Source organism: Candidatus Agathobaculum pullicola (assembly GCF_052117205.1).
Lineage (GTDB): Bacteria > Bacillota > Clostridia > Oscillospirales > Butyricicoccaceae > Agathobaculum > Agathobaculum pullicola.
Genome location: NZ_JBQKJP010000005.1, coordinates 75255 through 101913 on the forward strand (window position 1 = coordinate 75255; position 26659 = coordinate 101913).

General features: G+C 47.0%; 28 protein-coding genes. All 28 read left to right on the forward strand.

Annotated elements, in window-relative coordinates:
* Positions 1-46: 46 nt before the first annotated feature.
* Complete coding sequence (locus ACTQ3V_RS03560) at positions 47-823, forward strand: FliH/SctL family protein (RefSeq protein WP_441466293.1); 777 nt, start codon at positions 47-49, stop codon at positions 821-823.
* 20 nt (positions 824-843) lie between these two features.
* A complete protein-coding gene (fliI, locus tag ACTQ3V_RS03565; RefSeq protein ID WP_441466294.1) occupies positions 844-2145 on the forward strand; it encodes a flagellar protein export ATPase FliI in 1302 nt (433 codons plus the stop codon).
* A 37-nt stretch (positions 2146-2182) separates the two neighbouring features.
* Positions 2183-2638: a flagellar export protein FliJ gene (locus tag ACTQ3V_RS03570; RefSeq protein ID WP_441466295.1), complete on the forward strand. Its 456-nt coding sequence runs from the start codon at positions 2183-2185 to the stop codon at positions 2636-2638.
* A 68-nt stretch (positions 2639-2706) separates the two neighbouring features.
* Positions 2707-3837 carry a flagellar hook-length control protein FliK gene (locus ACTQ3V_RS03575; RefSeq protein WP_441466296.1) on the forward strand — a complete coding sequence of 377 codons (1131 nt, stop codon included), beginning with the start codon at positions 2707-2709 and terminating at the stop codon, positions 3835-3837.
* Positions 3838-3860: 23 nt separating this feature from the next.
* Complete coding sequence (locus ACTQ3V_RS03580) at positions 3861-4418, forward strand: flagellar hook capping FlgD N-terminal domain-containing protein (protein ID WP_441466297.1); 558 nt, start codon at positions 3861-3863, stop codon at positions 4416-4418.
* Positions 4415-4804: a TIGR02530 family flagellar biosynthesis protein gene (locus ACTQ3V_RS03585; protein ID WP_441466298.1), complete on the forward strand. Its 390-nt coding sequence runs from the start codon at positions 4415-4417 to the stop codon at positions 4802-4804. Before ACTQ3V_RS03580 ends, ACTQ3V_RS03585 begins: the two co-directional genes overlap by 4 nt.
* A 16-nt stretch (positions 4805-4820) precedes the next feature.
* Entirely contained in the window at positions 4821-5993 is a 1173-nt protein-coding gene (locus ACTQ3V_RS03590; protein ID WP_441466299.1) for a flagellar hook-basal body complex protein, read from the forward strand.
* Positions 5994-6102: 109 nt separating this feature from the next.
* A complete protein-coding gene (locus ACTQ3V_RS03595) occupies positions 6103-6324 on the forward strand; it encodes a flagellar FlbD family protein (protein WP_297275125.1) in 222 nt (73 codons plus the stop codon).
* A gap of 68 nt (positions 6325-6392) precedes the next feature.
* Positions 6393-7235, forward strand: a complete 843-nt coding sequence (locus ACTQ3V_RS03600; RefSeq protein WP_441466300.1) for a motility protein A — start codon at positions 6393-6395, stop codon at positions 7233-7235.
* 39 nt (positions 7236-7274) lie between these two features.
* Positions 7275-8036 (forward strand): OmpA/MotB family protein, encoded by a 762-nt coding sequence (locus tag ACTQ3V_RS03605; protein ID WP_441466301.1) that lies wholly within the window; start codon positions 7275-7277, stop codon positions 8034-8036.
* Positions 8037-8063: 27 nt separating this feature from the next.
* On the forward strand, positions 8064-9095 hold the full coding sequence (locus ACTQ3V_RS03610; protein ID WP_441466302.1) for a flagellar motor switch protein FliM: 1032 nt from the start codon (positions 8064-8066) through the stop codon (positions 9093-9095).
* Positions 9096-9097: 2 nt separating this feature from the next.
* Positions 9098-10432: a flagellar motor switch protein FliN gene (fliN, locus tag ACTQ3V_RS03615; RefSeq protein ID WP_441466303.1), complete on the forward strand. Its 1335-nt coding sequence runs from the start codon at positions 9098-9100 to the stop codon at positions 10430-10432.
* Between the two features lie 54 nt (positions 10433-10486).
* Complete coding sequence (locus ACTQ3V_RS03620) at positions 10487-10852, forward strand: response regulator (RefSeq protein ID WP_441466304.1); 366 nt, start codon at positions 10487-10489, stop codon at positions 10850-10852.
* Positions 10853-10856: 4 nt separating this feature from the next.
* Positions 10857-11216 carry a flagellar biosynthetic protein FliO gene (gene fliO, locus ACTQ3V_RS03625; RefSeq protein ID WP_441466305.1) on the forward strand — a complete coding sequence of 120 codons (360 nt, stop codon included), beginning with the start codon at positions 10857-10859 and terminating at the stop codon, positions 11214-11216.
* A 15-nt stretch (positions 11217-11231) separates the two neighbouring features.
* Positions 11232-11897 (forward strand): flagellar type III secretion system pore protein FliP, encoded by a 666-nt coding sequence (gene fliP, locus ACTQ3V_RS03630; protein WP_441466306.1) that lies wholly within the window; start codon positions 11232-11234, stop codon positions 11895-11897.
* Between the two features lie 21 nt (positions 11898-11918).
* The gene (gene fliQ, locus ACTQ3V_RS03635; RefSeq protein WP_441466307.1) at positions 11919-12179 is read left to right on the forward strand and encodes a flagellar biosynthesis protein FliQ; all 261 of its coding nucleotides are present in this window, start codon (positions 11919-11921) and stop codon (positions 12177-12179) included.
* 22 nt (positions 12180-12201) lie between these two features.
* Positions 12202-12978 carry a flagellar biosynthetic protein FliR gene (locus ACTQ3V_RS03640; protein WP_441466308.1) on the forward strand — a complete coding sequence of 259 codons (777 nt, stop codon included), beginning with the start codon at positions 12202-12204 and terminating at the stop codon, positions 12976-12978.
* Between the two features lie 25 nt (positions 12979-13003).
* Positions 13004-14080 (forward strand): flagellar biosynthesis protein FlhB, encoded by a 1077-nt coding sequence (flhB, locus tag ACTQ3V_RS03645; RefSeq protein ID WP_441466309.1) that lies wholly within the window; start codon positions 13004-13006, stop codon positions 14078-14080.
* Between the two features lie 30 nt (positions 14081-14110).
* Positions 14111-16186, forward strand: coding sequence for a flagellar biosynthesis protein FlhA (flhA, locus tag ACTQ3V_RS03650; protein WP_441466310.1), 2076 nt, complete (start codon positions 14111-14113; stop codon positions 16184-16186).
* 31 nt (positions 16187-16217) lie between these two features.
* Positions 16218-17000 carry a sigma-70 family RNA polymerase sigma factor gene (locus ACTQ3V_RS03655; protein ID WP_441466311.1) on the forward strand — a complete coding sequence of 261 codons (783 nt, stop codon included), beginning with the start codon at positions 16218-16220 and terminating at the stop codon, positions 16998-17000.
* A 19-nt stretch (positions 17001-17019) separates the two neighbouring features.
* Entirely contained in the window at positions 17020-17775 is a 756-nt protein-coding gene (locus ACTQ3V_RS03660) for a flagellar hook-basal body protein (protein WP_441466312.1), read from the forward strand.
* Between the two features lie 21 nt (positions 17776-17796).
* Positions 17797-18516 (forward strand): flagellar hook-basal body protein, encoded by a 720-nt coding sequence (locus ACTQ3V_RS03665; protein WP_441466313.1) that lies wholly within the window; start codon positions 17797-17799, stop codon positions 18514-18516.
* A gap of 14 nt (positions 18517-18530) precedes the next feature.
* On the forward strand, positions 18531-19154 hold the full coding sequence (locus ACTQ3V_RS03670) for a chemotaxis protein CheC (protein ID WP_441466314.1): 624 nt from the start codon (positions 18531-18533) through the stop codon (positions 19152-19154).
* On the forward strand, positions 19151-19630 hold the full coding sequence (locus ACTQ3V_RS03675) for a chemotaxis protein CheD (RefSeq protein WP_441466315.1): 480 nt from the start codon (positions 19151-19153) through the stop codon (positions 19628-19630). Before ACTQ3V_RS03670 ends, ACTQ3V_RS03675 begins: the two co-directional genes overlap by 4 nt.
* A gap of 25 nt (positions 19631-19655) precedes the next feature.
* Positions 19656-20591, forward strand: a complete 936-nt coding sequence (locus ACTQ3V_RS03680) for a chemotaxis protein (protein WP_441466316.1) — start codon at positions 19656-19658, stop codon at positions 20589-20591.
* A gap of 19 nt (positions 20592-20610) precedes the next feature.
* Positions 20611-21897: an EAL and HDOD domain-containing protein gene (locus ACTQ3V_RS03685; RefSeq protein WP_441466317.1), complete on the forward strand. Its 1287-nt coding sequence runs from the start codon at positions 20611-20613 to the stop codon at positions 21895-21897.
* Positions 21898-22020: 123 nt separating this feature from the next.
* A complete protein-coding gene (locus ACTQ3V_RS03690) occupies positions 22021-23268 on the forward strand; it encodes an HD-GYP domain-containing protein (RefSeq protein ID WP_441466318.1) in 1248 nt (415 codons plus the stop codon).
* 110 nt (positions 23269-23378) lie between these two features.
* A complete protein-coding gene (locus ACTQ3V_RS03695) occupies positions 23379-26435 on the forward strand; it encodes a bifunctional diguanylate cyclase/phosphodiesterase (protein WP_441466319.1) in 3057 nt (1018 codons plus the stop codon).
* Positions 26436-26659 lie beyond the last annotated feature (224 nt).

Below are 26659 nucleotides of genomic sequence, written 5' to 3' on the forward strand. Positions count from 1 at the left end.
ATACGAGCTGCCGGATGAGGAACAGTTGGTAAGCCAGCTGGAGGAGATGATCCGCTTCAAGGAAAGTATCCATAGTGAAGACGCGGCGGATGGAAAACCTGCGGAAGAGGGCAAGGCGGAACATGATGCCAAGGCGGAAGCGCAGGAGCAGGAAATACAGGAGCCAGAAGGCGGAAGCTTTGAAAAAGCACTGTCGCTGGCGCAGGCACAGGCAGATGAATTAATCCGTAATGCACAGGCCCAGGCAGAGCATATTATAGAAGAGGCGAAGCAGGCTGCCGAAGCGGAAGTAGCGAGAATTCACCAGCAGGCATCCGAAGAAGGCTATAGCCAAGGCTATGCGGAGGGGCGGCGTCAAGGTGAGCAAGAAGCATCCGCTGCGATGCTTAAGGCGGCACAGGAATCTGTGGAGGCAGTGCAGCAGTTCCTCACGCAGGCAAGCAATATGCGTGATGAAAAGATTGATAAGCTTAGTGGCGAGGTGTTGGATGTTGCTGTAGCTGTGGCGGAAAAGGTGATCCATGTCAGCTTAAAAAGCAGTGAAGAGATTATCAAACGCATGATCATTGCAGCAACTGAAAAGATGAAGCGTCGCGAATGGGTACAGATTTATGTTGCAGATTGCGATGTGAAAGGGGTTGCACAAAGCGATCCATCCCTGACAGCGGCATTGTCCAGCTTATCAGATCACATTAAAATTGTTCCCATGCGGGATGCCGAGACAGGAACCTGCATTGTGGAAATGCCGGATGAGATTATCGATGCAAGTGCTTCAACGCAGCTTGAAAATATTCGTTCGGTCATCCATGAGAATTTTTCATAGCCTGTTCGGGGAGAAAACCTATGTTTGAGCAAGTCATTCAACAAATTAAAGACGGCGATATGTTGAGCCGCACCGGCAAAATCGAGAATATTGTCGGCATGTCAATTGAAGCGTCAGGTGGACGCGGGGCAATCGGCGATATTTGCCGCATCTATTCTGCAGAGTCGAACAGTCAGGTGCTGGCCGAGGTGGTTGGCTTCAAGAGTGACCGCATGCTGCTGATGCCGTATCAGAATATGAATGGACTTGCGCCCGGCAGCTTTGTGCGGAATACCGGACGTCGACTGCGTTTGCAGGTTGGAGATTTCCTGCGTGGGAGAATTATCAATGCGATGGGCAAACCCATTGACGGACTGGCCCCCTTCCCGGAAGGGGATAGCTACTACGTGGACAGTCCGTATATCAACCCGCTGACGCGACCGCCGATTCGCACACGTGTGGACTTTGGCGTGCGCGCGATTGACTCAACGCTGACGATTGGCAAGGGACAACGTATCGGTATTTTTGCAGGTTCAGGCGTCGGTAAATCCACTCTGATGGGTATGATCGCGAAGAACGTAAAAACTGATATCAATGTGATTGCACTGGTTGGCGAACGAGGACGTGAGGTGCTGGAGTTTGTCCAAAAGGATTTGGGTGAAGAAGGCATGCGCCGCTCAGTACTGGTGGTTGCAACCTCTGACCAGCCTGCTATGCTGCGTATGAAGTGCCCCTCTGTTGCGACTGCAATTGCAGAGTATTTTCGGGATCAGGGGAAAGATGTTCTTCTGATGATGGATTCGCTGACGCGTTTTGCTATGGCGCAGCGTGAAATTGGTCTTGCGGTCGGTGAACCCCCGGTAGCACGTGGCTATACGCCGTCTATTTACGCGGAGTTGCCCAAATTGCTGGAGAGAAGCGGTAATTTTGAACGCGGCTCTATCACCGGTGTTTATACTGTATTGGTAGAGGGCGATGACACGAATGAACCTATTGCAGATACCGTCCGTGGTATTCTGGATGGACATATCGTTCTGTCTCGTAAGCTTGCCAATGCAAACCATTTTCCAGCAATAGATGTATCAGCGAGTATTTCCCGTCTGATGGTTGAGATTGTTTCTCCCAAGCACAGAGAGCTTGCAAGTAAATTGCGTGATATTCTGAGTGTCTATGAAAAAAACGAGGATTTGCTATCTATCGGTGCTTATAAGGCAGGGACAAACCCGCGATTGGATTTTGCGATTTCAAAAATAGATCAAATCAACGCGTTTTTGATGCAGGGTATCAATGAATCTTTCAGCTATGACGAAAGCCTGCATCAGTTGGAGTCAATTTTACAGTGATTCGTAGAGGAATACGAAAGAAAAGGGGATGATTCCAATGAAGAAGTTTCGTTTTTCGATGGAGACGGTGCTGCATTATCGAGAGCAGCTCTTGGACACGCTCCGCATTGAACATGCGGCCGCAATTGCGCGTATGCGTGAACAAGAAGCGGTTGTCGCAGCGTTGCAGCAGCGGTTTGATGAGGTCAACAAAGAGTATCGTGACAGAAAGCAGCAAGGTATGACCATTGCAGATGCGGTTGGATATGACCTGATGCTGCGTGTACAGGAAAAAGAAATCCAAAAAGCACTTGAGATACTTCTTTTGCGCAAAAAGGAAGAAGAAATCAAGCGCAACGAAGTGATTCACGCGAAAACGGATAAAGCGACTATCGAAAAACTCAAAGAGAAAAAATGGAAGCTTTATCAAAAATCTGTGCAAAAGAGCGAAGAACAGTTTATTGATGAATTTGTATCCAACGCCCGTGTGATGGCAGGCGCGGCTGTCCATTAAAAGGGCACCGCGGGCGTTGTTTGTGCCGCGCCTGCCTTTATTCTCAGGTGAAAGGAGGTGAGAGTGAAATGAATATGGAGCAGATCAACATGATGATGCAGTTGATGATACAGCAAGGTCAGGTGTCCGGTTCGGGTGCGGGACAGGATTCGAATGGCGATTCTTTTCAGGATATGATGTCTCAGAAGCAAGAATCGATATCGTCCAATAAACCCAGCTCGAATGATCAGCAGACTCAATCCAAGCCAGTCCAGAATGATACCGCGCAGCAAACCGAGCAAAATCCGCAGGAGAATATTCCTCAGGTATCGGATGAGGTGCGGCAGGCGTTGGCGGGAATGTTGCTTCAGCCGTATGTTGTGCAGGATGTTGCGGTGCAGCAGACAGCGCAGCAAAATGTGGATGTTGCAACTACGATGCCGACGGTGGATGCGGTTGTTACCCAGACCGTGCAGACAGCGGTTGCAGCAGAAACGATGGCACCCGCAGTCCAGCAGGAGACAGTGCAGCCGACCGTTCAGGTTCCACAGCAGATGGTGACGGAACAGGTGCAGACCGCTCCTGAAGTAGTCGTAGCGCAGGAAGGTGTGCAGCAGCAAGGATTGCAAGATGCAGCAGCGCATACAGAACAGCAGCCGACTACCGATACCGCTGTTGGGCAGAAACTGATGGAAGCAGCGCAGCAGGACGATCAGCCTGTTGTTATGACGCAGCAGGAGCAGACTTTGTTCCGCGATGTGGAGACAATGCCCGTTAAGGTAGGCGATGCCACACCCACGGCTGATGTCAATGCGCCGGATATGGAAAAGCAACTGGCAGATACCATCAAGGCAAATCTGAGCACTGTGGGTGATAAGGTTCAAATTCAGTTGAAGCCGGAGAATCTTGGTCACATTACGATTGAGTTGATCCAGAATGGCAGCAAGCTCGGACTGGTCATCTACGCAGAAAGTTCAAAAACTACTTCGCTGCTGGCGCAGCACATGGGCAATCTGGGTGCAATACTGGAAGACCGTACGGGTCAGACAGTTCAAATTCAGGTGCATCAGCAGGAGCCTAAGCAGCCGCAGTACGATGGGCATAACCAGCAGAACCGGCAGCAGCAGGAGCGGCAATCCAGCCCGCAGCAGAGCAAGGCAGAGCAGGATAGCTTTTTGGGGCAACTGCGCTTGGGTCTTTATCAACTGGATACGATTTGATGGAAAGGAAGTGAGAAGATATAATGAGCGATTTGTTTATGCCTACGATAGCAAGAACTTCCACCCCTAATACTACTGGCAACACAAAAAACACCAAGGCATCTGGTGCGGATACGGACAATAATGTCGGTTATTTGAAGGATAGCAGCGGGGATAATCTGGCGCTGACAATGGAGGATTTCCTTCAGATGATGATTGTTCAATTCCAGAATCAGGATATTGATAATCCGGCATCTACAAGCGATATGATGAACCAGTTGCTTTCGATGTCGACGATTCAGGCTATGGCCACCATGACGGATGCGGCTACGATGTCCTATGCGGCTTCGTTGGTTGGCAAAACGGTTACTGTCGGTGAATATACCAGTGCCAGTGGTTTGAAGGAAATTGTTGGCCAGGTGACAGGTACAGGAACATATAACGGCGAGCAGGTTATTTTTGTAAATGGCAAGTCGTATGCTCTCAGCTCCATTATGGCGGTTGGTGAGTTGCCGGCGGAAGAGGAAACGCCAGAGGAAGGAACGGGTGGAACGGATGGTTCTGACACCCCCGTTTCCGGCGAGGACGGCGATAAAACATGATCGACCGAATTAGTGGCGGTAATTTGCTTGGCCAGCAGGTTCAGCAGACGTCACAAATTTCAACGGGTACTTTTAGTGATCTGCTCCGACAGCGCATGGAGCAACTTGGCACAGGCCAGCAGACAGCGCCGACCGTGGAATTTTCCAAGCATGCGCAGCAGCGTGCGGAAGAGCGGGGCATTGAAATGACTGATGCTTTGATGAGCCAACTTGCTCATTCTGTTGGCAAGGCACAGGAAAAAGGTGCTAAGAATATTCTGGTGCTGGATGCGGGACGTGCGTTTATTGTAAATGTGCCGCAAAACAGAGTGATCACGGCGATTTCGCAAGACGAAATGCGTGACAATGTATTTACCAATATTGACGGTGCTGTTCTTCTAAAGTAAGAAAGCAGGTCCTTTTATGGGTGCTTTGGAAGTCTGTCCGTATGACGGCTGCCGACGGCACCGTATGAATTGGAAGGAGCAAATAAAACATATGACAGGTTCTATGTACGCTGCAATTGCGGGTTTGCAGACCCACATGCAGAAAATGAATGTAATCGGTAATAACATCGCCAATGCTAATACCTATGGTTTTAAGCCGGGCGTTACTTCGTTCAGCGAGTCCATGTATACTTCAATCAGCAACAGTACCGAGGGCGGCAACCAATATGGTGGTACGAACGCATCGCAGATTGGCTATGGCTCTCAGGTTGCGTCGATTGACTTGAACATGTCCGGTGGTACTTATGCGCCGACCGGCATCAATTCCCATCTTTATCTGGATGGCAACGGTTTCTTTATGGTCGGCCCGAAGCCGGATGCGACAATTACTTATGAGCCAGATCCGAATAACCTGACGCTCAAGCGAGTGGGTAATTTCTTTCTTGATTCGGACGGTTATCTGGTCGATAGCAACGGCTATTGTGTTTATGGCTTCATGCCGCAGGGCACCGCAGACGGAACCATGGCAGAAAATGCTGATGGTAGTGTGATGTGGGATACGTGCCTGCGCCCGATTCGTCTGCCGGTTTCAGCGCCCGCAAGCAATACTGCTACAGGTATTAGAGAGGGTGGCGCGCTGTATCCTGAGATCGCGGTCGATACAAACATCCCGGCCTATCCGGCAGATATTAACGGTACCGCGGTCAATCAGGATAAGCGAGTTGATGTACAAAGCGTTAATCTGAGCGTTGACCAAAATGGTGTTGTCACTGCGGTGACGCAGGATAACCTTGCGATTGCTGTTGGTATTATCCCGATTGGCAGCGTTGTCAACCCCAATGGTCTTACAAAGGAAAGCGATGGCTATTATAAGGCAGGCAATAACGCAGGCGATGTTGTAGTCGGTACTTGCGGTGGGACTGTGGTAGGCGATTTGAATAATAATACCAATGCTACAAATCCCGATCGGATCACCTTGACAGGTGCAGGCGATACCAAGATTTTGTCCGGTGGTTTGGAATCTTCGAAAACAGATATTGCAACCGAATTTGCCGATCTGATTACGACGCAGCGCGGTTTTCAGGCCAATACCAAAATTATCACTGTTACAGATGAAATGTTGTCTGATTTGGTCAACATGAAGCGGTAATGAATCTCATTAATGGGTGATATTACGTAAAGACAGGCGACTGGGGGGAGGGTAACATCCCCTCCCTCCCGAGGCCTGAAATCTTTTGAAGTGGGGAAAGGTGAACGACATGATCCGGCTGACTAAATTAAATAGAGAACCATTTTTGCTAAACCACATGCAGATCGAGACAATTGAGATGATTCCCGAAACCAAAATTATTATGATGAATCATGATTATTACATTGTAAGGGAAACGCCGGAGGCGGTGGTTCGCCAAATTGAAAATTATACCGCAAGGGTGCGGGATATTTACCGTGAAATCACGATCTCCGATAAAAGAGGAGACTGAATATAGATAGAACTGCATTCTGACAACTCGTCATTTAGGCGGATTCAGATTGGGGGACGTGTGAGAAAATGAATTTAACTTTTATTCTTGGCATTGTAGGCGGTTTCATTCTGCTGATCTTAGGTATGTCGATTGGTGGTCAGGCCAATTTTGGACCGTTCGATTTTACACAGCTTGCAAACTTCGGTGATGCCGCCAGTATTTTTATTGTTTTGGGCGGTACCTTGGCAACGATTATCGCCGGTAACCCCGGCAAGATGGTTGCAAAATTTCCAAAGCATATAGGAATTATTTTTAATCAGAAAAAATTTAATCCGGCATCTGTAATTGACGAAATTGTTGAGTTCGCGCAGATTGCTCGTAAAAACGGCCTGTTGGCCCTGGAAGAACGCGCAAATCAACTGGAAGACCCATTTTTCAAGAAAAGCATCATGCTGATTGTGGATGGCAACGATTCAGATAAAGTGCGGGATATGCTGGCAAGCGATATAGAGCAGCTGAGCGCACGTCATGATGATGTTGCTTCGATGTATGAAAAGGCGTCAGCTGCCGCCCCCGCTTTCGGTATGGTCGGTACTCTGATTGGTCTGATCAATATGCTGGTCAATTTGGATGTCGAGAATGGTTCATCCGGCATTGGTCAGGATATGGGCACTGCGTTGATTACGACCTTCTATGGTGTTATTCTGGCAAATCTGGTTTTCAACCCGATTGCCAACAATCTGAGGACTCGAGATGAAGAAGAGTGTCTCTGTAGGCAGATAATTGTCGAAGGTGTTATGGCGATTCAGTCTGGTGAAAATCCCAAGTTTATTCGGGAGAAGCTGGAAGGATATTTGGAACAGAACGCAACAGGTGGCGGTTCTGAGAAGAGAAAAGGTCGCGGGAGACGAGGAAACGAGCAGGAATAATTGCTCAACCTTGGTAATGAGAGAAAGGAAGTTGCAGATGTGAAAAGACGGAGAAAGGGTGGGGGCGGAGCTAACTGGCAGGATACATATGGCGATATGGTCACGCTGCTTCTCTGCTTTTTCGTTCTGCTGTATAGTATGTCCTCCATCAATGAATCGAAATGGGCACTGATTGTGCAAAGTTTTAAGCGCGATGCCACGTTGCAAACGATGGACACGCATGGTGAGGGATCCGGTGATCAGACTGATGATCAGATTTCGAAGGAGGATGTCACTGAGGCGCTCAATCAAATCGCAATGGCGCTCAATGAATACAGCGAGAAAAATAATCTGCAACAGCAGATGTCAATCACACAAGGCGCGGATTATGTGTTTATTACGTTCCGCGATGCAGTGTTTTTTGAAGGTGACAGCTATGTGCTGTTGGATTCGGGAAAGCGTATGCTTGATGAGGTGGCCAATGCAATTGCGCCGCAGAATAATCTGATTGATGAAATGCGTGTGATGGGCCATACCTCGCAGGGTGATCCAACAAAGCCGAATAATCCTACAGTGGACCGCTTTCTTGCATCTAACCGTGCTTCAACGGTAACGGTATATTTGCAGGAAAAGAATGTAATTGATCCGGATAAGTTAGTTAGCGTCGGATATGGACAATGGCGTCCGATTGCCGGTTTTGATAATGACACAGAGCGCGCTAAAAACCGCCGTGTAGAGATTATGATTACCGGCATGAATCCGGACAGCGCGGAAAACAGCGTGGATAAGTATTTTACGATACGCGAAGGCGAAGCCGAGTAGAGTTAAGAGTTAAAGGATTTGTTATAAATGTCTGAAGTTTTATCACAAAGTCAGATCGATGCCTTGCTTGCTGCCGCTCGAAACGGTGACATGGACGTGGCAACGGCCGAAAAGGATAAATCCGAGGAAAAGAAGTATCCGAAATACGATTTCTATAGCCCGAAAAAATTCACGCGGGATCGCATGAAAATGATCAGCAGTATTTTTGAAAGCTATGTGCGGATTCTATCCTCTCGGCTGAATGCTTTACTACATATGTCGTGCGAGTTAGAGGTTGATTCGGTAGAAGAACAACGGTATTTCGAGTTTTCCAATGCCTTATCAGAGCGAGATGTGTTAACACTGGCAGAGGATTCGTTTGATGATACGGCGGAGAAGGAACCGGTTCTCTTTCATATTACAACAGGCATCATGTTAAGTATGCTTGACCGTTTGCTCGGTGGCGATGGTGAAACCGAGGGGGAAGTGAGTTCGGACTATCAATATACGGATATTGAATTACGCCTGTATACGGACCTCATGAATAATTTGATTGACAGTCTGTCCAGTGCGTGGAAGAATTATATTGATCTCAATTTCAAATTCCAAAGAGTTGAGGTCAATCCCACTCTGGTGCAGTTAATCGGATTGGAAGAGGCTGTTGTCATTGTTGGCATCACAATTCGTACTCCGGTCAGCAGAGGGCGTTTCAGCATTGTTCTGCCAGGTACCATGCTCAGCGATGTGTTCGGCTTGATGAACCGGGAAACGGCAAGCATCAGGCAGACCAATCAACATGACAGCGAAGAGATTATGGATTACTTGCGTGGTTCAGATCTGGAGATTACAGCTGAATTTCAACATACTACCCTGCAGCTGGAGGATATATACCATCTGCATGTTGGTGATATAATCTTCTTAGATCAGCCAAAAGATTCAAAAATCTTTTTGAATATTGGTGGAAAGCGATGGTTCGACGGCAAGATGGGTGTATTTCAAAAGAACAAGGCTGTGCGGATAGATAAAACTTATGTGCTATCCGACAGGGAAAATATGCAGGATGAAGGAGAGAGGCAGTAAGAATGGGATCGAATGTATTTAGCCCAATAGCAATTGATGCGATTGGGGAAATCTTTAATATCAGTCTGGGCTCCTCCGCGACTGCGGTTTCCAATATGCTCGCACGTCGCGTTGATATCACAACGCCAACGGTGAGTGTAGTTTCTGCAGATGAGTTTACGTTAGGTGATTTACAGCCTGCCATTGGTGTAAAAATTGACTATGTAGCAGGCCTCAGTGGCAGCAATATCATGTTGCTCAAACGGAGCGATGTGCGGGAAATTGTTGATATCCTCATGGGCAGCACGACAAAAGATGAGGATTTCAAAATCAATGAACTGAACATGAGCGCAATTTGTGAAGTCATGAATCAGATGATGGGTGCTGCATCTACCGCGATGTCCGATTTTTTGAACAGAATGGTCAACATCTCGACGCCGCAGGCGTTTGAAATCGGCAGTTTAGAGGAATTTATTGATACATATTTTCCTTCAAGCGGTATTTTGGTGATAGTTCGCTTTAAATTTAGTATTGAAGATACGGTAGAAAGCGAATTTATGAGTGCGCTCAGCATGGATTTGGTACGAGAGCTATTGAAGGGCTTTGGTATTGAAGGGGAGGACGTCGGTGTGATTGGCGAAGAGTTGATGGAAAAGTCTGTAACTCAGCCTGCTGTGGCAGCGGAGTCGGAGACATCTAGCGATAGCGGTGCACCCATGAGCCAGGAGGAGATTGAAAGACTAATGACGCAGAGTTTTGCAGAAGAGCAGGCGATGCAGAAAAATGCAGCTTCGCAGCCTGCTGCATCTGCGGAGCAATCGGCACAGTCGCAGGTAGCTGAAGCACCTGCGCCACAGCAAACACCCGTGCAGCCTGTGGCCCAGCCACAGCAAGAGGCGGCTGCGCAGACGATGCAACAGATGTCGCCGGAGATGCAGCAGCAATATGCTTCAATGCAATATCCGCCATATGGAATGCAGATGCCGTATCCGCCGATGTACTATATGCCTCAGCAGGCTGCTCCGGAGCCGAAAGCCATTAAGACAACCAAGCCGGCTATGCCAACATTTGAAGAGCATACAACCATCCTGAACGAAGAGCAGGAAGGCAATCTGGATCTGCTGATGTCTGTTCCGGTTGATGTTGCAGTTGAAATTGGTCGGACACGTCGGAGAGTAAAGGATATTTTGAACTATACCAAGGGTTCGCTAGTGGTGTTGGACCGATTGGCAGGTGACAGAGCGGATCTCTACGTAAATGGTAAGTGCATCGCCAAAGGTGACATCGTTGTGGTGGATGATAACTTTGGATTGCGCATTGCCGAAATTATCGAGCCTCTTGCGCTGGAAGACCTTTAACGAACAATAATACTTGACATATTATTCTGATAAGCGAAAAGGATGGGATGAATCATGGCAAAGATTTTGTTAGTAGATGATGCGGCATTCATGAGAATGATGGTAAAAAATACCCTCAATGAGAATGGCTACACCGAAACATATGAAGCGAGCGACGGTGCGGAAGCAGTTAATAAATATTCAGAAATCCAGCCTGATCTGGTTATTATGGATATTACCATGCCTAATATGGATGGTTTGGAAGCCTTGAAAGCAATTCGCAAGGCAGATCCGAATGCATCGGTTGTTATGTGCTCCGCAATGGGTCAGGAGGCAATGGTTATCGAAGCCATTAAATCCGGTGCGAAGGACTTTATCGTAAAGCCGTTTAAGCCGGAGCGTATCGTCAAAACGGTGAGCTCGATCGTAGGTCAGCCGTGATAGGATGAAATGGCTTTCCTTAATTGGTATGTGCCTGTGCGTTGCGGTGATTTTATTTCTGGCGTATTGGTTTACGCGCCGCATCGCTATGGGTAATTTGAGTGGGACCATTACATCGGGCGGTCATATGCGACTCTACGATCGGTTGCCGCTGGGACAAAACAAAGCGGTGGTTGTAGCGCGCATTGGACTGCGCTGGTTTGTGCTTGGTGTTTCAGATGAGCAAATTACACTGCTTACCGAACTGACCGAGGAAGAATCGCGGATCTGGAGACAGACGAAACAGGTGGGTAGTGAAGCTGCCGCACCGAAGTTTTCTGATATCATTTCGGATGTGCTGCGTAGAAAAAATGACAGGAAGTAGGAAGGAGCGTGTTTTATGCCGGATGGCCTAATTAATGTAAACGGCGACAGCGTACAAACACTGGAAATACTTTTCTTGACCACTGTCATTGCACTGCTTCCGTCCATGCTGATCATGATGACTTCGTTTACAAGAATCATCATTTCGCTTTCTTTTCTGCGAACGGCTATGGGAACGCAGCAGAACCCACCCAATATGGTACTGATTGGCATTGCATTATTTCTGACACTGTTTATTATGAACCCGGTGTTGACACAGATTCAGCAGACAGCATATGAACCATATACAAGGCAGGAAATCACGCAGGAGGAAGCGATTGACCGAGCGACGGTTCCTTTGAAGGAGTTCATGCTGCGGAATACAGAGCCTTCGTCGCTGACATTGTTCTGTGATTTGGCCGGCGTAAACGAACCGGCAACGGATGAAGAGGCTATGGAGCTCTCTATGCGTGTTATCATTCCGTCCTATATGACCAGCGAATTAAAGGCGGCATTTCAGATTGGCTTTTTCCTGTATATCCCGTTTATGCTGATTGATATTGTGGTTTCTTCGACCTTGATGAGTATGGGTATGATTATGCTTCCGCCTGCGATGATATCCATGCCGTTTAAGCTTTTGCTGTTTATCACAGTGGATGGCTGGCAGCTTTTGTTTTCTACGCTGGCGCAGAGCTTCCGATAGCACATGGGAGGAGGTTGAGCGTTGGATCAGAACCAGATTATTGATATTCTACGGGAGGGGATATGGGTTGCACTCAAAATTGGCGGACCGATGCTGATTGCCAGTATGGCGGTTGGTGTTCTGGTGGCAATTTTTCAGGCAGCAACACAGATTCACGAACAAACGCTGGCTTTCATTCCCAAGCTTTTGTTAATCATTGCGTTTCTCCTCCTTGCAGGCACTTGGATGCTCGATACAGTGCAGGATTTTACCAGGATGATATTTACCCAAATGATTGCTTGAAAGGAAGGGGACAGCGAGCACAATGATAGATTATGCACAACTGACGCTGTTCCTTTTTATTCTGATGCGTATGACCGGATTTATGGTGTTCAACCCATTACTGGGCGGCCGATCCGGTGTTCCTAGCTTGGTGAAGGCGGGGGCAAGCTTGATGCTGGCCGTGGCAGTATATTCTTTAACCGATCTTCCGTTGCCTACAGTACCAACGACAGTAATTGAATTTGCTGTTCGTTCTCTGCTTGAGCTTGCATTAGGATATTTGGTTGCTTTGCTGGTCCACTTCTTTTTTTATGTGGTTCTACAGGCTGGCCAGATGATTGATGCGCAAATGGGCATGAATATGTCGGAGACTTATGATCCTGCGATGGGAACCAATGTCTCGATGACAGGTACGCTACTCAACATCATGATGGCACTGTTGTTTTTTGTGGCGGGAGGACATATCACCCTGCTTCGTATCCTCCTTAACTCCGGCCAGATAATTCCTTATGGAGGCGTCTCGTTCGGCACATCGGCATCCACCTATATGCTGGAAATGTTTGCATCCTGTGCCGTTCTGGCAATGAAGTTGTGTTTACCAATCCTGGCGGCTGAGATCATTGGTCAGTTGGGAATGGGTATTTTGATGAAAGTAATTCCTCAAATCAATGTTTTTGCAATCAATTTTGAGTTGAAAATCATTTTGGGGATGGCTATGGTGATACTGCTTTTGCCGCTCATGGGCGAATTTGTTCTTGGGCTGGAAAAACAGATGTTGGTTGCCATCGAGCAAGCTGTAAAAGTGGTTGCAGGTGGTTAGGTAGGCCCAAAGGGGGGAATCAAGCATGCCGGGCGGATCGGGCGAAAAAACAGAAAAAGCCACACCAAAAAAGCGACGTGACGAGCGAAAAAAAGGTAACGTCATGATGAGTCAGGATGTCGTGGCGGTGGCGACGCTGTTTGCAAGCTATGCTGCGCTGCGGTTTGGACTCTCTCTTATGGTAGATGCGATGACCGGATTTTTCCGATATTGTATCGGCTTGGTTGGCAGCGTATCGACCGACGGCGCGAGCGCCATTGCGACTGAACTGAGCAGCAAATCTATTATGGCGTTGGCGCAGTCGGTTGCTATTCCGCTGATAGCGACGGTACTGGCGGCTGTAATTGCAACCTTCGCACAGACTAAGCTGCTGGTCTCATTTGAATCCTTGAAGCCACAATTCAGCCGGATGAACCCATTGCAGGGCATTAAACGGTTGTTTTCGTTGAAAAGTATTATTGAGTCGCTCAAGGGCGTGCTGAAGATCACAATCCTTCTGGTTTTGATCTATAGGTTTGTCAGCGGATCGCTTCTGGTTTTTTCACGCTATATGAGCAGTGATATCGGTGTTGCGCTGGCCTCGATGCGTGATCTGGGTTTTAAGCTGATTTTGGAGGTTGGTGTTGCATTTCTGGTCCTTTCTTTCTTTGACTACTTGTATCAATGGTGGGAATTTGAGCGTCAGCTCAAAATGTCCAAGCAGGAAATCAAGGAAGAGTATAAGCAGACCGAAGGCGACCCGAAGATTAAGGGAAAAATTAAAGAAGCGCAGCGCAAGATGGCACAGTCCCGCATGATGCAGGCTGTCCCCGGCGCGGATGTCGTTATTCGTAACCCGACACACTTTGCGGTTGCGCTCAGATATAAACCGGGGCAGGATGCCGCGCCAGTGGTGGTGGCCAAGGGGCAGGATGAGTTGGCGCTCCGCATTGTCGCGGTGGCAGAAGAAAACGGCGTGTCTGTGATCGAGAACAGACCGCTGGCACGTGCATTATACGCATCCGTTGAGATTGGACATTTGATTCCGGCCGATCAATACGGTCCGGTTGCTGAAATTTTAGTTTATGTTTACAAGCTTAATAAGCGGAGTTTTCCGCAATAATTTTGAAACTAGTATGGAAATGGTGGAGTTATGAAACGACTTTTTGACAACGTAATATCGGTGTTTGTCGTGGTCATCGTGTTGTTCCTGTTGATCCCTCTTCCGCCGTTTCTGTTGGACGTATTTTTTATCATCAATATTGCTCTGGCGCTGATTATTCTGTTGATCACCATGAATATCCACGAGCCGCTGGAATTTTCAATTTTCCCATCGATCCTGTTGATTACAACGCTGTTCCGACTGGGACTGAACGTATCTTCCACACGCTTGATCCTTTCTAATGGAGGTCAAGCAGGTCAAGTTATTCAGGTATTTGGTGAATTTGTTATCCAAGGCAATGTGGTTATCGGTGTCATCATCTTCCTGATTATCGTGTTGATGCAGTTCATTGTTATCACTAAGGGAGCGGAGCGCGTTGCTGAGGTTGCAGCCCGCTTTACGCTTGATTCCATGCCCGGAAAGCAGATGGCTATCGATGCTGATTTGTCTTCCGGCCTGATCAATGAGCAGGAAGCCAAGGTTAGACGATATAAGGTGCAGCGCGAAGCGGACTTCTACGGCGCAATGGACGGTGCAACGAAGATCGTCAAGGGCGACGCGATCATGTCAATCATCATCACGTCGATAAACTTTATCGCAGGTTCTATCATCGGCATTGTTCAGTCGGGTATGGAACTGAGCGAGGTACTGAGCGTCTATTCGATTGCAACGATCGGTGACGGCCTTGTCTCGCAGTTGCCAGCACTGATGATTTCTACTGCTACTGGTATGATCGTTACCCGAGCAGTGTCTGAGGGCAGCTTGAATAACGATGTTATTAAGCAGTTCCTTGCGCAGCCGCAGGCTCTGATGATCGCCGGCTTGATTCTGGGCGTATTTGCAATTTTCCCCGGTACGCCCCATATTCAGCTTTTATTGATTGCCGCAGTGTTGCTGATTGTCAGCCGTCGTGTGGCACAGCAAATGGAGGCAGTAGAAAAGCAAAAAGAAGAATTGCCTGCTGCGCAGGAAGCCGCCCGAAAACAGGCGGAAGCACAGCAAAGCGAGATGGATTACTATAAGGACGTTAACAATATTTATTCTCTGATTAACGTCGAGCCGATAGAGATGGAGTTTGGCTATAGCCTGATTCCGTTGGTCGATGAGTCACGCGGCGGCAAGCTCATTAGCCGAATTGTCATTTTCCGACGGCAATATGCGCAGGATATGGGCTTTGTGGTACCGTCTATTCGTCTGCGTGATGCCTCGATGCTGGGCACCAACCAGTATATTATCAAAATTAAGGGTGAAGAAGTCGCCCGCGGTGAAATTCTACTCGACTATTTCCTTGCGTTGGAGCCGGCTAATCCAGCGGGTGATATTGAGGGTATTGAGACTATTGAACCGGCATATGGTATTCCTTCGCGGTGGATTTTGCCGGAAAACAAGGAAATGGCCGAAATTTACGGCTATACGGTTATTGATCCGCTGTCTGTTATGCTGACACACTTGTCTGAAACCGTAAAGAAGCACACCTATGAATTGCTCAACCGTGCAGAGACCATTCAGCTGGTAGAAAACCTCAAGCGTTCGGCGCCACAGCTGGTGGAAGAAGCATTCCCCAATGTGGTATCCTACGCTATGCTTGAGAAAATTCTCTGCAATCTGCTGAAGGAAGGTATTCCGATCAAGGATATGGGCACAATTGTGGAGACCACGGTCGACGCATTGTCGATCACCCACGACATTGACCTGATTACGGAGAGTGTGCGTGCGCAGCTCAAGCGAACCATTACGCATCGCTTCTGTGAGGATGGTCGACTCAGCGTTATTACGTTGGATGCGGAGGTGGAGAAAAAGATTGTTGCCAGCCTGACCAAAAATGATCAGGGAGTGTATCTTGCATTGGGACCGGATTTGATGCAAAAACTGCTGTCGCAGTTGAACGAGCATCTCAAAAAGTTCTCAGAGCTCTCGCAAAAACCGATTTTGCTCACCAGTCATATTATCCGTATCTATTTAAGCCGCCTGCTCGAGCAATTTTATCCAGACCTTACTGTGCTATCCTTTAACGAGGTGATTACAAGCGTACAGATACAGGCGCTGGGCAACATTACACTTTCGTAACGATATGATTTAGAGTGAGGGGGGAAACGCCTTGGAATCACAACAGAGATGGGAGAATATGACGAATGAGGCGCTTCTCACAGAATATAAGCAAAGCGGAGATCAGGAACTGAAAAAAATCCTCGTGATGCGATACTCCTATCTTGTAAAAAATGTTGCATTGAAGCTGCGCGGGGTTTATTTAAGCTTCGCGCAGGTCGATGATATGATTAACGAGGGAATTATCCTTCTGATGGGTGCATTGGATAAATTTGATTTAAGTCAAAATGTCAAGTTTGAAACCTATGTGTCCAAACGGTTGCGTGGTATGATTATCGACTTGGCTCGTAGGCAGGATTGGCTGCCTCGGTCGGTTCGCAAGCGTATGCGCGAGATTGATACGGCTAACAGCGAATTATTTACCCGGCTTGGTCGCGTACCGACCGATAAGGAAATTGCCGAGCACATGGGTCTGACCGAGACGCGTTATCAGGAGGAACTGGCTAAGACGGCTCTGTGCAACGTTTTGTCGCTGGATATGCTTCTGGATGAGCGGGATTCGGATGTGCCAACCAAGCATTTACCGCAGTCCGATGTAGATGCACAGCCCGAGGAGAATTATCAGAAAAAAGAGCTGTACGCAGAACTGAAGCGAAGCATTAGCGAATTACGGGAAAAGGAACAACTTGTCTTGTCCCTATATTATCAAAAGTCCTTTCAGATGAAGGAAATTGCGCAAGTACTCGGCGTAAGCGAACCGCGCGTATCACAGATACATTCCAATGCGATCCGCAAATTACGCACCTCAATGCAAAAATATATATACGGTACATAAAGCAGAGGAGATTGAGGATATGTTTAAAGGGTTTTACGATTTGAGTTCCGCAATGCTGACACAGACCAGAAATCTGGATGTTGTGGGCAACAACATGAGTAATACGGCAACGGCGGGCTATAAGGCTGACCGGTATGCGGACACGACTTTCGATGAAGTGATGCGTAGCCAGATTGGTAACAAGCAAAAGAATCCGCAGGAACTGGGAACGACAACCAGCTACATCACCGCATTGGATGAGGTATATACCGACCATTCTCAGGGGGCTTTGCAATCCACGGGACTACCTTTGGATTTTGGTCTGGAAGGGGATGGCTATTTTGCCATTCAGACGGATGCCGGACGGGTGTATACCCGCAACGGATCGTTTATGCTGGATGATCAGGGATATCTGGCTCTGGCCGGACAAGGCCGCGTGCTTGGGCGTGATGGACAACAGATTTATATGGGAACAGATAAGATCAAAGCTTCGGCCGATGGGACCATTTCCACAGAGGCTGGTCAGGTATTGGGCCAGCTTGGTGTTTTCACCTTTGCTGATCCGGCGCAGGATTTGCAGAAGACAGGAGAAGGCATGTTCACCGCTGCCGGACAGCCGCAGTTGGCGATTGATACGGTGGTACACCATGAGATGATTGAACGTGCCAATACCGATCTGGTACAGCAAATGACGGAAATGATTACCTGTCAGCGTGCGCTGCAAAGCGCGTCGCAGCTGAGCAAGATGTACGATCAGATCATGTCGAAAACGGCGACCGAATTGGGCCGCGTATAATGGGGAAAGGAGTCAATCCAGATGAACCAATCTTTCTATGCTGCGGCCGTTGCGGCATCACAGCAGCAGCAAAGGCTTAATGTTACAGCGAACAATTTGGCCAACGTTAATACCGTTGGCTTCAAGTCGGAGCAAGCCAACTTCTCTGATTTGCTGTACCGTAATTGGATCGGGCCGGATGATGCGCAGTTGCCTCGCGGTTCGGGTAGCCGCATGATTCAAACGACAACTGATTTTGCAGAAGGCGCATTGATGGCGCGGCAGGGGGGCCAGAATTACGCCATCAATGGCAGCGGTTTTTTTGCGCTGCAAAATCCGCAAACAGGAGAAATTAGTTATACCCGTGCGGGTAATTTCCATTGGGGCAGTGTTGTGCAGGGCGATCAGGAAACCTTTTACCTTTGTGATCCCGATGGATATTATGTGTTAAACCAAAACCAGCAGCCTATAGCCTTGGGGCAGGATGCGGAAGGCGATTATCCGGTGGGTGTATTTGATTTTGCTAACACGGATAATATGCAGCATCTGGGCAGCAACCGTTTTGCACCAGTAGCAAAGAATGGTCCGGTGATGCCGGGAACGGGCAGAGCGATCCATGGCATGTTGGAAGCGTCTAATGCGGATGTTGGTACGGAATTTGCAAAAGTGATTGAGGCGCAGCGTTCATTTTCCTATGCTTTGAAGATGGTTCAGACACAGGATGAAATTGAGTCCACGATCAATGGATTGCGAAACGGTTAAAGGATGTGTGGTAGTTGGTATTAAAGAAATATGAGGAGATGAACTCCTTACAAATTGATGCGCTGCGTGAGATTGGTAGCATCGGAACCGGAAACGCTGCCACATCGCTGTCTAGTTTATTGGGGATTGAAGTACGTATTCCGCTGCCGGAAGTTCAAATTCTGGAATTTAACGCCGCGGTGGAAAAACTTGGTGGTTTTGAGACGATTTCTGCAGGAATCATGTCGGATTTGCGCGGTGAAATCAACGGCCTGATGCTGGCACTGTTCCAGCTGGATGCAATCAATCTGCTGCTTGGAAGAACCTTGGGCAAGCAAATTAATGATTACAGCGAATTAACTGAAATCGAAAATTCCGCTGTCATAGAAATTGGAAATATCTTGATTTCTACATTTATCAATGCGTTGTCCGAATTGTCGGGCGTCCGTATTACACCTTCTGTGCCGCAATTGTCAATTGACATGCAGGGTGCAATTATTACAGTGCCGATGGCGGCATATGGAAACCAGTCGGATTATATTATGCTGATTGGAGGAAGCTTTTTGGTGGAAGGAAAAGAGGTGCCGTGCAAGTTGCTGCTCGCACCTGATGTGCGGTCCCTGAACTATCTGTTGCATAAATTGGGGATATGTGAATGAATAAGCTGACTATTGGCATAGCGGATATGAAGATCGCCAGAAACGAAGGGGTGTTGATCACCTATGCGTTGGGGTCGTGCATCGGCATCTGCCTTTACGATCCCTTCATTCGTTTGGGTGCATTGGTACATATCATGCTACCAATCAATATGGAGACAAATCGGACTTCTCCGCTAAAATATGCGGATACAGGTATCCGCCTGACGTTAAGCAAAATGGAGCAAATGGGAGCACGGCGTGCCCGCATTGTTGCAAAGATTGCGGGCGGTGCAAAAATGTTTGATGTTGCTGGTAATGGCAGTCTGGGCAATATTGGACAACGCAACATTGACAGTGTGCATCATGTGCTGCAGCAGGAGCGTATCCGACTGTTGCGAGAGGATGTTGGCGGGTCAACCGCGCGCACCCTTTTGTTTGATGTAGCAACAGGAGAGGGCTGTATTAAAATATATGGCAAGGCGGAGCGTATTCTTTGATAGCGACTGAGAAGGAGTGAGACAAATGCAGACCAATGAACGCGGTAAGATATTGCTCGAATCCGGTACAAATGAGATCGAGATTATGCAGTTCACGATTGATGATAACTTGTATGGTATCAATGTGGCGAAGGTAAGAGAAATTATGATGAGTGCGCCCGTCAAGCCGATGCCGCATGCCCATCCCGCAGTAGAGGGTATCTTTAAGCCTCGTGATATTGTTCTGACCGTAGTGGATCTGCCGTATTATCTGACAGGAAAGCGGTCTGAGCCAGATCCGAAGCAACTGTTTATCGTAACAAACTTCAACAAGATGCACATTGCTTTTCGCGTGCATACGGTAGTGGGTATCAGCCGTATTTCGTGGACCGCAATTCAAAAGCCGGATAAGACCATTTCCGGTGGAGAAGAGGGCGTGGCAACCGGTATCGCGCAGTGCGATGACCAATTGGTTACCGTGTTGGATTTTGAGAAAATTGTGGCGGAGATTGCACCGGAAACCACCATTCAGATGCGTGAGATCGAAAAGATGGGGAACCGTGTGAACCGGGATTGTCCTATTTTGATTGCGGAGGATTCAATTTTACTCTCTCGCATGATTCAGGAAGCGCTCAATAAGGCAGGATATATGAACTTGACGATGTTTTCCAATGGACAGGAGCTGTGGGACTATATTAAGCCGTTGGCAGATGATCCGCAAACCTTGCCGAAGAAGGTGGCGATGGTAATTACGGATATTGAAATGCCAAGTATGGACGGACACCGCCTTACGAAGCTGATTAAGTCAAATAATGTGCTGAAACGGGTGCCGGTTATTATTTTCTCTTCACTTGTCACTGAGGAAATGCGAATTAAAGGAAAGCAGCTTGGTGCAGATGAGCAGTTGTCCAAACCGGAAATCGGCCATTTGGTAGATGTTATGGATGAACTACTGGAGCGTCAAGGCAGTAACATGAATTGAGAAAACGGGGGCGGCAACCATGGAAAGAAGCAGATTCATCGTAAGACAGGCCATTAAGGATGCGGATAACCGGATCCTTGGATATGAAATCAAATATTCCGGCAACGAAGCCTATGGCGGAGAAAGTGGAAACGATATTTCAGCAGCGGAAACGATTTATAATTTTTTGATGCAGAATTCAGAAAAGGCACTTCGTGACTCCTGCAATTTTATGACGTTTACCAGTTCTCTATTGGCGAAACGAACGCCACATCTGTTCAAAAGCAAGGATCTTGTGATTCAGATTGACGATAGCGTGATTATTCATCCGTTTGCTATGCATTTGGTGCAGCAGTATGTCAAAGAAGGTTATGAAATTGCTGCAAATGATTTTCAATTTATGCCGAGATATCTGGCGCTGATGGAGTATTTGGCGTACATCAAAATTGATTTGAACCAGATCAGTCAGGCATCGGCAGAAAACATTATGCGGGTAGCGCACAGCATGCACAAAAAAGTCATTGCGACCGGTATAGACACACAGGAATTGCGTGATATTGCGATTAGTCTGGGTGTTTATGGCATGCAGGGTACATATGTTGCTGATAAGATGGCCAATAAGGTACACCAGAGTACCTATCTGCGCAGCAATTTCTTCCGTCTGGTGGTTGCGGTCACAAGGGAAGAACCGGATATTCATGAGATTGAGCAGATTGTATCAACCGATGTTACGTTGTCATACAGCTTGCTGAAAATCGCTAACTCTGCATATTTTGCGCGCAGAACACAGACAACTTCCATTCAGCAGGCGATTGTGACACTTGGTTTGAGTCAGCTCAAGCGTTGGGTTTACCTGTTGAGCGCCGGGGAGCAGGATGAAGCGCATCTGAGCGATTCTGAGGAGTTTATCAAGATTTCCTTTATGCGCGCAAGTTTTGCAAGCGAGTTGCAAAAATATGTGAAGAAACCTGTGCTGACGCGCTCTGAGGCGTCTTTGCTCGGTATGTTCTCGACATTGGAGTATTTGATCGATGCGCCGATGGAAGAAATCATTGCAGATATTCCGATGGTGGATGAACTGAAGAATGCGTTGCTTCATCATGAAGGGCAAGGCGGCTTGCTGTTGGAACTGGTTGTCAGCTATGAAAAAGCCGATTGGAAGAAAATTACCGAAGATGCGGAATTGCTTGGTATTCCATCCGCTCAGCTTTCGACCATCTATTTTAACTGCATGGAAGAGGTCAACCGAATTTGGGATCAGATGCTGAATCCCCCTCCGTCGGCAAAACAAGAGACTGCACAGGAGCAGCCTACGGAACAGAAGTAAGTTAGAGCGGAAACATTGTAAGATGATTGCAGTGATAACGGCGGCAAGGAAGCCAAAACAGCCTTGCCGTCGTATTTCAAATCTATTTTGTTGCATATCTGAAATCGCAAAGGAAATAGCCTCATGATAGAGTTACCCAATGAAGATTTATATGAAGTTATCATCCGTTCATTGAATCGTGTCAATGATCTGCTGGTAGGTCATGGCGAAAGAGTCGCTTATAGTGTAATGCGCCTTTTAGAACAGGATGGACGTTTTTCAGAAGAAGAAATCAGTAAGATTGTATGGACAGTATTGTTCCACGACATTGGAAATTTCCGTAAAACGGATACTTGGAATCTAGTGCAGCTGGAAAACGATCAGGATTATTCGCATGCAATCTATGGCTTTTTGTTCCTCAAGACCTTTTTTCCGTTTTCGCAGTACGCGACAATCGTTCGATACCACCATTCCACAGATGCAGAAATTGAGAATGCCTGCATTGAGCAAAAGTTAAAATGGGTGGTTAAATGCCTACGCATTGTGGATGCGTCCGATCTGTATTTTGTCAATAACGGGCGGAAAGATATCGATAAGGCCTATACTTATTTCCAGAATCTATCGCGTAGATTGTTCCCGGCCGGATTACCAATAGGGAGCACAGATTTCTCCGTGATGTGCGATATGGATACGATACACTATCGTTTGTTGGAGCGAATTAAACGTCAAGTGCTTTCCAGTGGGGAAAAGGAAGCACTGCTGCGCACATTGGTTTGCTCCATGGACTTCCGAAGCCATTATACAGCGTTGCATTGCTCTATGATGGTACGAGCCAGTGATATGTTGGCAGACTGCTTTGAATTGGAACCAAAAGTTAAAAATGAAATTCATATTGGTGCAATTTTGCATGATTTGGGAAAAATAGCAATCCCGATTGAGATATTGGAATCTCCTGGAAAATTAGATGGCCGTTTGTGGGAGATTATGAAATCTCATGTCATGATTACGGAGGATATTCTGAAGGGATGCGTCAGTGACGAAATTTTGCAAATTGCCATTCGTCATCATGAAACGTTGGATGGCTCAGGGTATCCGCGTGGCATCAGTGGGGAAGAGTTGACATTGCCGCAGCGTATCGTAGCGGTCGGTGATATTGTCAGCGCGCTGTCGGAGGAAAGAAGCTATAAGCAGGCATTTCCATTGCATGAAGTGATGAATATTCTCGGTCAAATGTGTCATGCAGGAAAAATTTGTCCCAGAGTAATGAAAATGCTGGAGGATCACTCCGATTCCATCTATCATGCGGTGTTGGAGGAAGGATTGCGTACAGCAGAGGCGTTTGAGCAAATCTACGCCAAGTATTATGAATTCACGCAGTCGAGTATGCAATAAATTTTTCACAGATAGGATAAGATGGAGACAAATTTATAGATTTGTGATATAATAATGGTATTATCAAGGTTATATGGAAAATAATCTGTGAAAGAGAGAGAAGGTTGAGCATGGCTTTTCCGTGGGAGTTCTTTGAAGAACTTGGAGAAATGGTATATGTTTCTGATCTCGAAACCGATACGTTGGTGTATATGAATGCAAACCTGCGAAATGTATTGGGATACCAGTCCCGCGAAGAATATGTGGGGAAGAAGTGCTACAATATTCTTCAAGGGTATGATTCACAGTGCCCTTTTTGTAACAATGCGGAACTTGAGCCGGGAAAATGTCTCACATGGGCCCGTGAAAATTTTATTTTGAACAGAAAGTTTCTGGCAAAGGATAGTGTGGTTTGCCAAGAAGGAAAAAAGTATCGGATAGAAGTTGCAATTGATATGGATTCGGTGGGAACAAATCAACTGCAGTCTTTGCCTTCGCGTGTCATTGAAATTTTTAACGGTTGTTTGCAGCGGATGATTGCAACGACCAGTCCGGATGTGGCCATAGACAATGTGTTATCGTATATGGGCGAAAACTTGTTATGCGATCGGGCCTATGTTTTTCAATGGAATCATTCGGACAGGATGTGTAATGTCCATGAATGGTGTGCAGAGGGCGTAGTACCGCAAAAGAAAATTTTGCAGAACGAGTCTGTGGACAGTATCCAATGGCTTTTTCCGATATTGGAAAAGGAAAAAGTAATAATCATTGATGATGTAGCGCAGATTAGAAAGCAATATCCTGCTTCATATGCTTTTTTAAAGTCTCAGGATATATCCTCGTTTGCCGTAGGGCCAATCAAACGAGATGGTGAAATCATCGGGTTTGTTGGTGTAGATAAGCCGGATACACGTATGTTGCCGGTAATCAAGTCGGTGCTGGAAGTAATTGGCTACTTTGTGCTTTCATTGCTGAAAGGGCGGGAACGGATTGAGTATCTGGAGAAAACAGGGCTTCGTGACCCGCTAACCGGTGCTTTTAATCGAAATGCGCTCGTTGAATATGATCGGCAGTCAATCATCGCTCCGGTTGGTGTGATTTATTGTGATATTACCGACCTGAAAAAGCTTAATGATGCCTTTGGCCCTGTGAAAGGCGATCAGATAATACGGCATTGCTACGAGCTGATTCATAGAGCATTGGATACCGACTTAATTTACCGAACCGGTGGCGATGAGTTTGTAGTATTGTGCCCAGAGTGCGAACAAAGCAAATTTAATGAAAAAGTGCGGCGATTAAGGCGGATGATTCATAAGGATGAATACCACATTGCGATTGGTTATGCGTGGTCGGATCAGCAGCCGCTGCAATTTGATGAATTAATCGCAACAGCAGACCACATGATGTATGAGAACAAACAAAATTATTACGCGTGGAAGAACATGGTGCATGATACAAACCAAGGCTATGGCGTGACCAAAGATGTGGAACATCCAGATCGACCCAAAAGTCAGTTCCGAAAATTTCTGGAAAACACCTACTATGATATGGAAATGGTGTTTGAATCCATTGCGCAGCATAATTTGTCAAGCTATTTTTATTTTGGCGATATGCAAAAGGATTTGTTCTATATCTCTGATAACATGCGAGACGATTTCGGCTTTGAAAGCAATGTTGTTCCCGGTTTGTTCCGGGCATGGTCGCGACGGATTAGTACGCCGGAATTTCAGGACATCTTCTGGCAGGATGTTTCTGCCATGTTGCGTGAAAAGCGCACCTCGCATAATCTGAGATATCAGGTGCGTGATGTCCATGGAAATATCAAGTGGATTCAGTGCTATGGCATCATGAAATGGAGTCAAGATAAAAGCACGCCTTTGTTCTTTTCTGGACGTGTTTCGCATCAAGATAACGAATTTGTAATTGATCCCATTACCAATTTTCCGCGGGAAACCGCTGCTTTTGGCCAGTTGAATGAATTGCGGAAATCCGGGCAAAAAACACAGATTGTTGGCTTTAGCCTCAACAGCATTACAGAGATCAACAGTACAAAGGGACGTGCTTATGCCGATAGGCTGGTCAAGAATATTGCCCATCGGCTGACAGAAGAACTGTCATGGAAAATGACGTTCCACCGTTTGGAGGGTATGCGCTGCATGGCGGTGGTCAATCCGCTGTGTGTGGAAACAAATAAAGCGGTTGTCGAACAGATTCGTGACATCATAGAAGAGTGTTATGAGTCTATGGGAATCGCAATTCATCATGTATGCTCATTTGCGTTGATGGAGTATCCCTGTGAAGATTTGACGCCCGAAGATATGGTGGAGAATCTGGTTGCCTTAATTCGGATTGCCAAACAGGAGACCGATCGGTCGTTTATGGAATATTCCATAGAAAGCATCAAACGCATCCAGCAAATGTCGAATATGGCATTGGAACTTGAGCAAGATGTCCTTCATGATATGAATAACTTCCGGGTTGTGGTTCAGCCAGTGGTATCGGCCAAGGATGGCAGCGTCATTGGCGGTGAGACCCTGCTGCGTTGGACGTTCAAAGAGAAGGATGTTTCTCCAGCCGTCTTTATTCCGATTTTGGAAAAGGATAATATGATTCATATGGCCGGCCGTTGGGTTTTTGAGCAGGCGGCCCGAAGCTGTATGCAGATGATTGCGTATAATCCGGAATTCTATCTGACCTTTAACGTGAGCCTACATCAGCTTTCCGATACGGAACTTTTGAAATTCATGCAGCGGACCTTAGAAAAATATCAGTTGGATGGTTCTCATCTTGTGGTAGAGCTGACCGAAAGCTGTCTGGATGAGCAGCCGGAAATGTTGGAGCATTTTGTAAATGCCTGCAGCGCAATGGGTATGCGGATTGCGCTGGATGATTTCGGAAGCGGCTACTCTTCGTTACGTATGCTGCTGCAATATCCGTCCAGCATCATCAAGTTGGATCGTTCTTTGCTGCAGGAAATCACGGAGTCGGATCAGAAAATGCACTTTATCCGCAGTATCGTTTACGCTTGCCATCAATTTGGAAAGAAGGTATGTATGGAAGGGGTAGAGCGGACTGACCAGAATACCATTATCCGTGATACGGGCTGCGATATGATTCAAGGTTATTATTATTATCGTCCGATGGAATTAGCGGCGATATACAGCTTGCTCAGCGAAAAAACACATTGATATAGCTTATAAAAAACCCGACTGCCGGTTGTGCAGTCGGGTTTTTACGTTATAACTGCTCTAAATGCAGCGGATTATGGTGCTGTCAAGAATTATGCGCAAAAATGTTTGCAGGGTGCTGTCAAGAATTATGCGCAAAAATGTTTGCAGATTCTGGCTGAATGAGGTCAGCCGGCAATAGAGACGTCTTCCAGAGCCGCCTCCAAGTGCTTCATATTCATGTA

Bases quoted from the DNA above. Each gene is read 5' to 3' on its own strand.
- ACTQ3V_RS03600 (WP_441466300.1), top strand. From the start codon at position 6,393: ATGAATTTAACTTTTATTCTTGGCATTGTAGGCGGTTTCATTCTGCTG.
- ACTQ3V_RS03680 (WP_441466316.1), top strand. From the start codon at position 19,656: ATGCAGACCAATGAACGCGGTAAGATATTGCTCGAATCCGGTACAAAT.
- ACTQ3V_RS03695 (WP_441466319.1), top strand. From the start codon at position 23,379: ATGGCTTTTCCGTGGGAGTTCTTTGAAGAACTTGGAGAAATGGTATAT.
- ACTQ3V_RS03690 (WP_441466318.1), top strand. From the start codon at position 22,021: ATGATAGAGTTACCCAATGAAGATTTATATGAAGTTATCATCCGTTCA.
- ACTQ3V_RS03575 (WP_441466296.1), top strand. From the start codon at position 2,707: ATGAATATGGAGCAGATCAACATGATGATGCAGTTGATGATACAGCAA.
- ACTQ3V_RS03595 (WP_297275125.1), top strand. From the start codon at position 6,103: ATGATCCGGCTGACTAAATTAAATAGAGAACCATTTTTGCTAAACCAC.
- ACTQ3V_RS03580 (WP_441466297.1), top strand. From the start codon at position 3,861: ATGAGCGATTTGTTTATGCCTACGATAGCAAGAACTTCCACCCCTAAT.
- ACTQ3V_RS03620 (WP_441466304.1), top strand. From the start codon at position 10,487: ATGGCAAAGATTTTGTTAGTAGATGATGCGGCATTCATGAGAATGATG.
- fliN (WP_441466303.1), top strand. From the start codon at position 9,098: ATGGGATCGAATGTATTTAGCCCAATAGCAATTGATGCGATTGGGGAA.
- ACTQ3V_RS03660 (WP_441466312.1), top strand. From the start codon at position 17,020: ATGTTTAAAGGGTTTTACGATTTGAGTTCCGCAATGCTGACACAGACC.
- fliO (WP_441466305.1), top strand. From the start codon at position 10,857: ATGAAATGGCTTTCCTTAATTGGTATGTGCCTGTGCGTTGCGGTGATT.
- ACTQ3V_RS03675 (WP_441466315.1), top strand. From the start codon at position 19,151: ATGAATAAGCTGACTATTGGCATAGCGGATATGAAGATCGCCAGAAAC.
- ACTQ3V_RS03610 (WP_441466302.1), top strand. From the start codon at position 8,064: ATGTCTGAAGTTTTATCACAAAGTCAGATCGATGCCTTGCTTGCTGCC.
- ACTQ3V_RS03585 (WP_441466298.1), top strand. From the start codon at position 4,415: ATGATCGACCGAATTAGTGGCGGTAATTTGCTTGGCCAGCAGGTTCAG.
- ACTQ3V_RS03560 (WP_441466293.1), top strand. From the start codon at position 47: ATGATCCGCTTCAAGGAAAGTATCCATAGTGAAGACGCGGCGGATGGA.
- ACTQ3V_RS03665 (WP_441466313.1), top strand. From the start codon at position 17,797: ATGAACCAATCTTTCTATGCTGCGGCCGTTGCGGCATCACAGCAGCAG.
- flhA (WP_441466310.1), top strand. From the start codon at position 14,111: ATGAAACGACTTTTTGACAACGTAATATCGGTGTTTGTCGTGGTCATC.
- fliP (WP_441466306.1), top strand. From the start codon at position 11,232: ATGCCGGATGGCCTAATTAATGTAAACGGCGACAGCGTACAAACACTG.
- fliI (WP_441466294.1), top strand. From the start codon at position 844: ATGTTTGAGCAAGTCATTCAACAAATTAAAGACGGCGATATGTTGAGC.
- flhB (WP_441466309.1), top strand. From the start codon at position 13,004: ATGCCGGGCGGATCGGGCGAAAAAACAGAAAAAGCCACACCAAAAAAG.
- ACTQ3V_RS03685 (WP_441466317.1), top strand. From the start codon at position 20,611: ATGGAAAGAAGCAGATTCATCGTAAGACAGGCCATTAAGGATGCGGAT.
- ACTQ3V_RS03640 (WP_441466308.1), top strand. From the start codon at position 12,202: ATGATAGATTATGCACAACTGACGCTGTTCCTTTTTATTCTGATGCGT.
- ACTQ3V_RS03590 (WP_441466299.1), top strand. From the start codon at position 4,821: ATGGGTGCTTTGGAAGTCTGTCCGTATGACGGCTGCCGACGGCACCGT.
- ACTQ3V_RS03570 (WP_441466295.1), top strand. From the start codon at position 2,183: ATGAAGAAGTTTCGTTTTTCGATGGAGACGGTGCTGCATTATCGAGAG.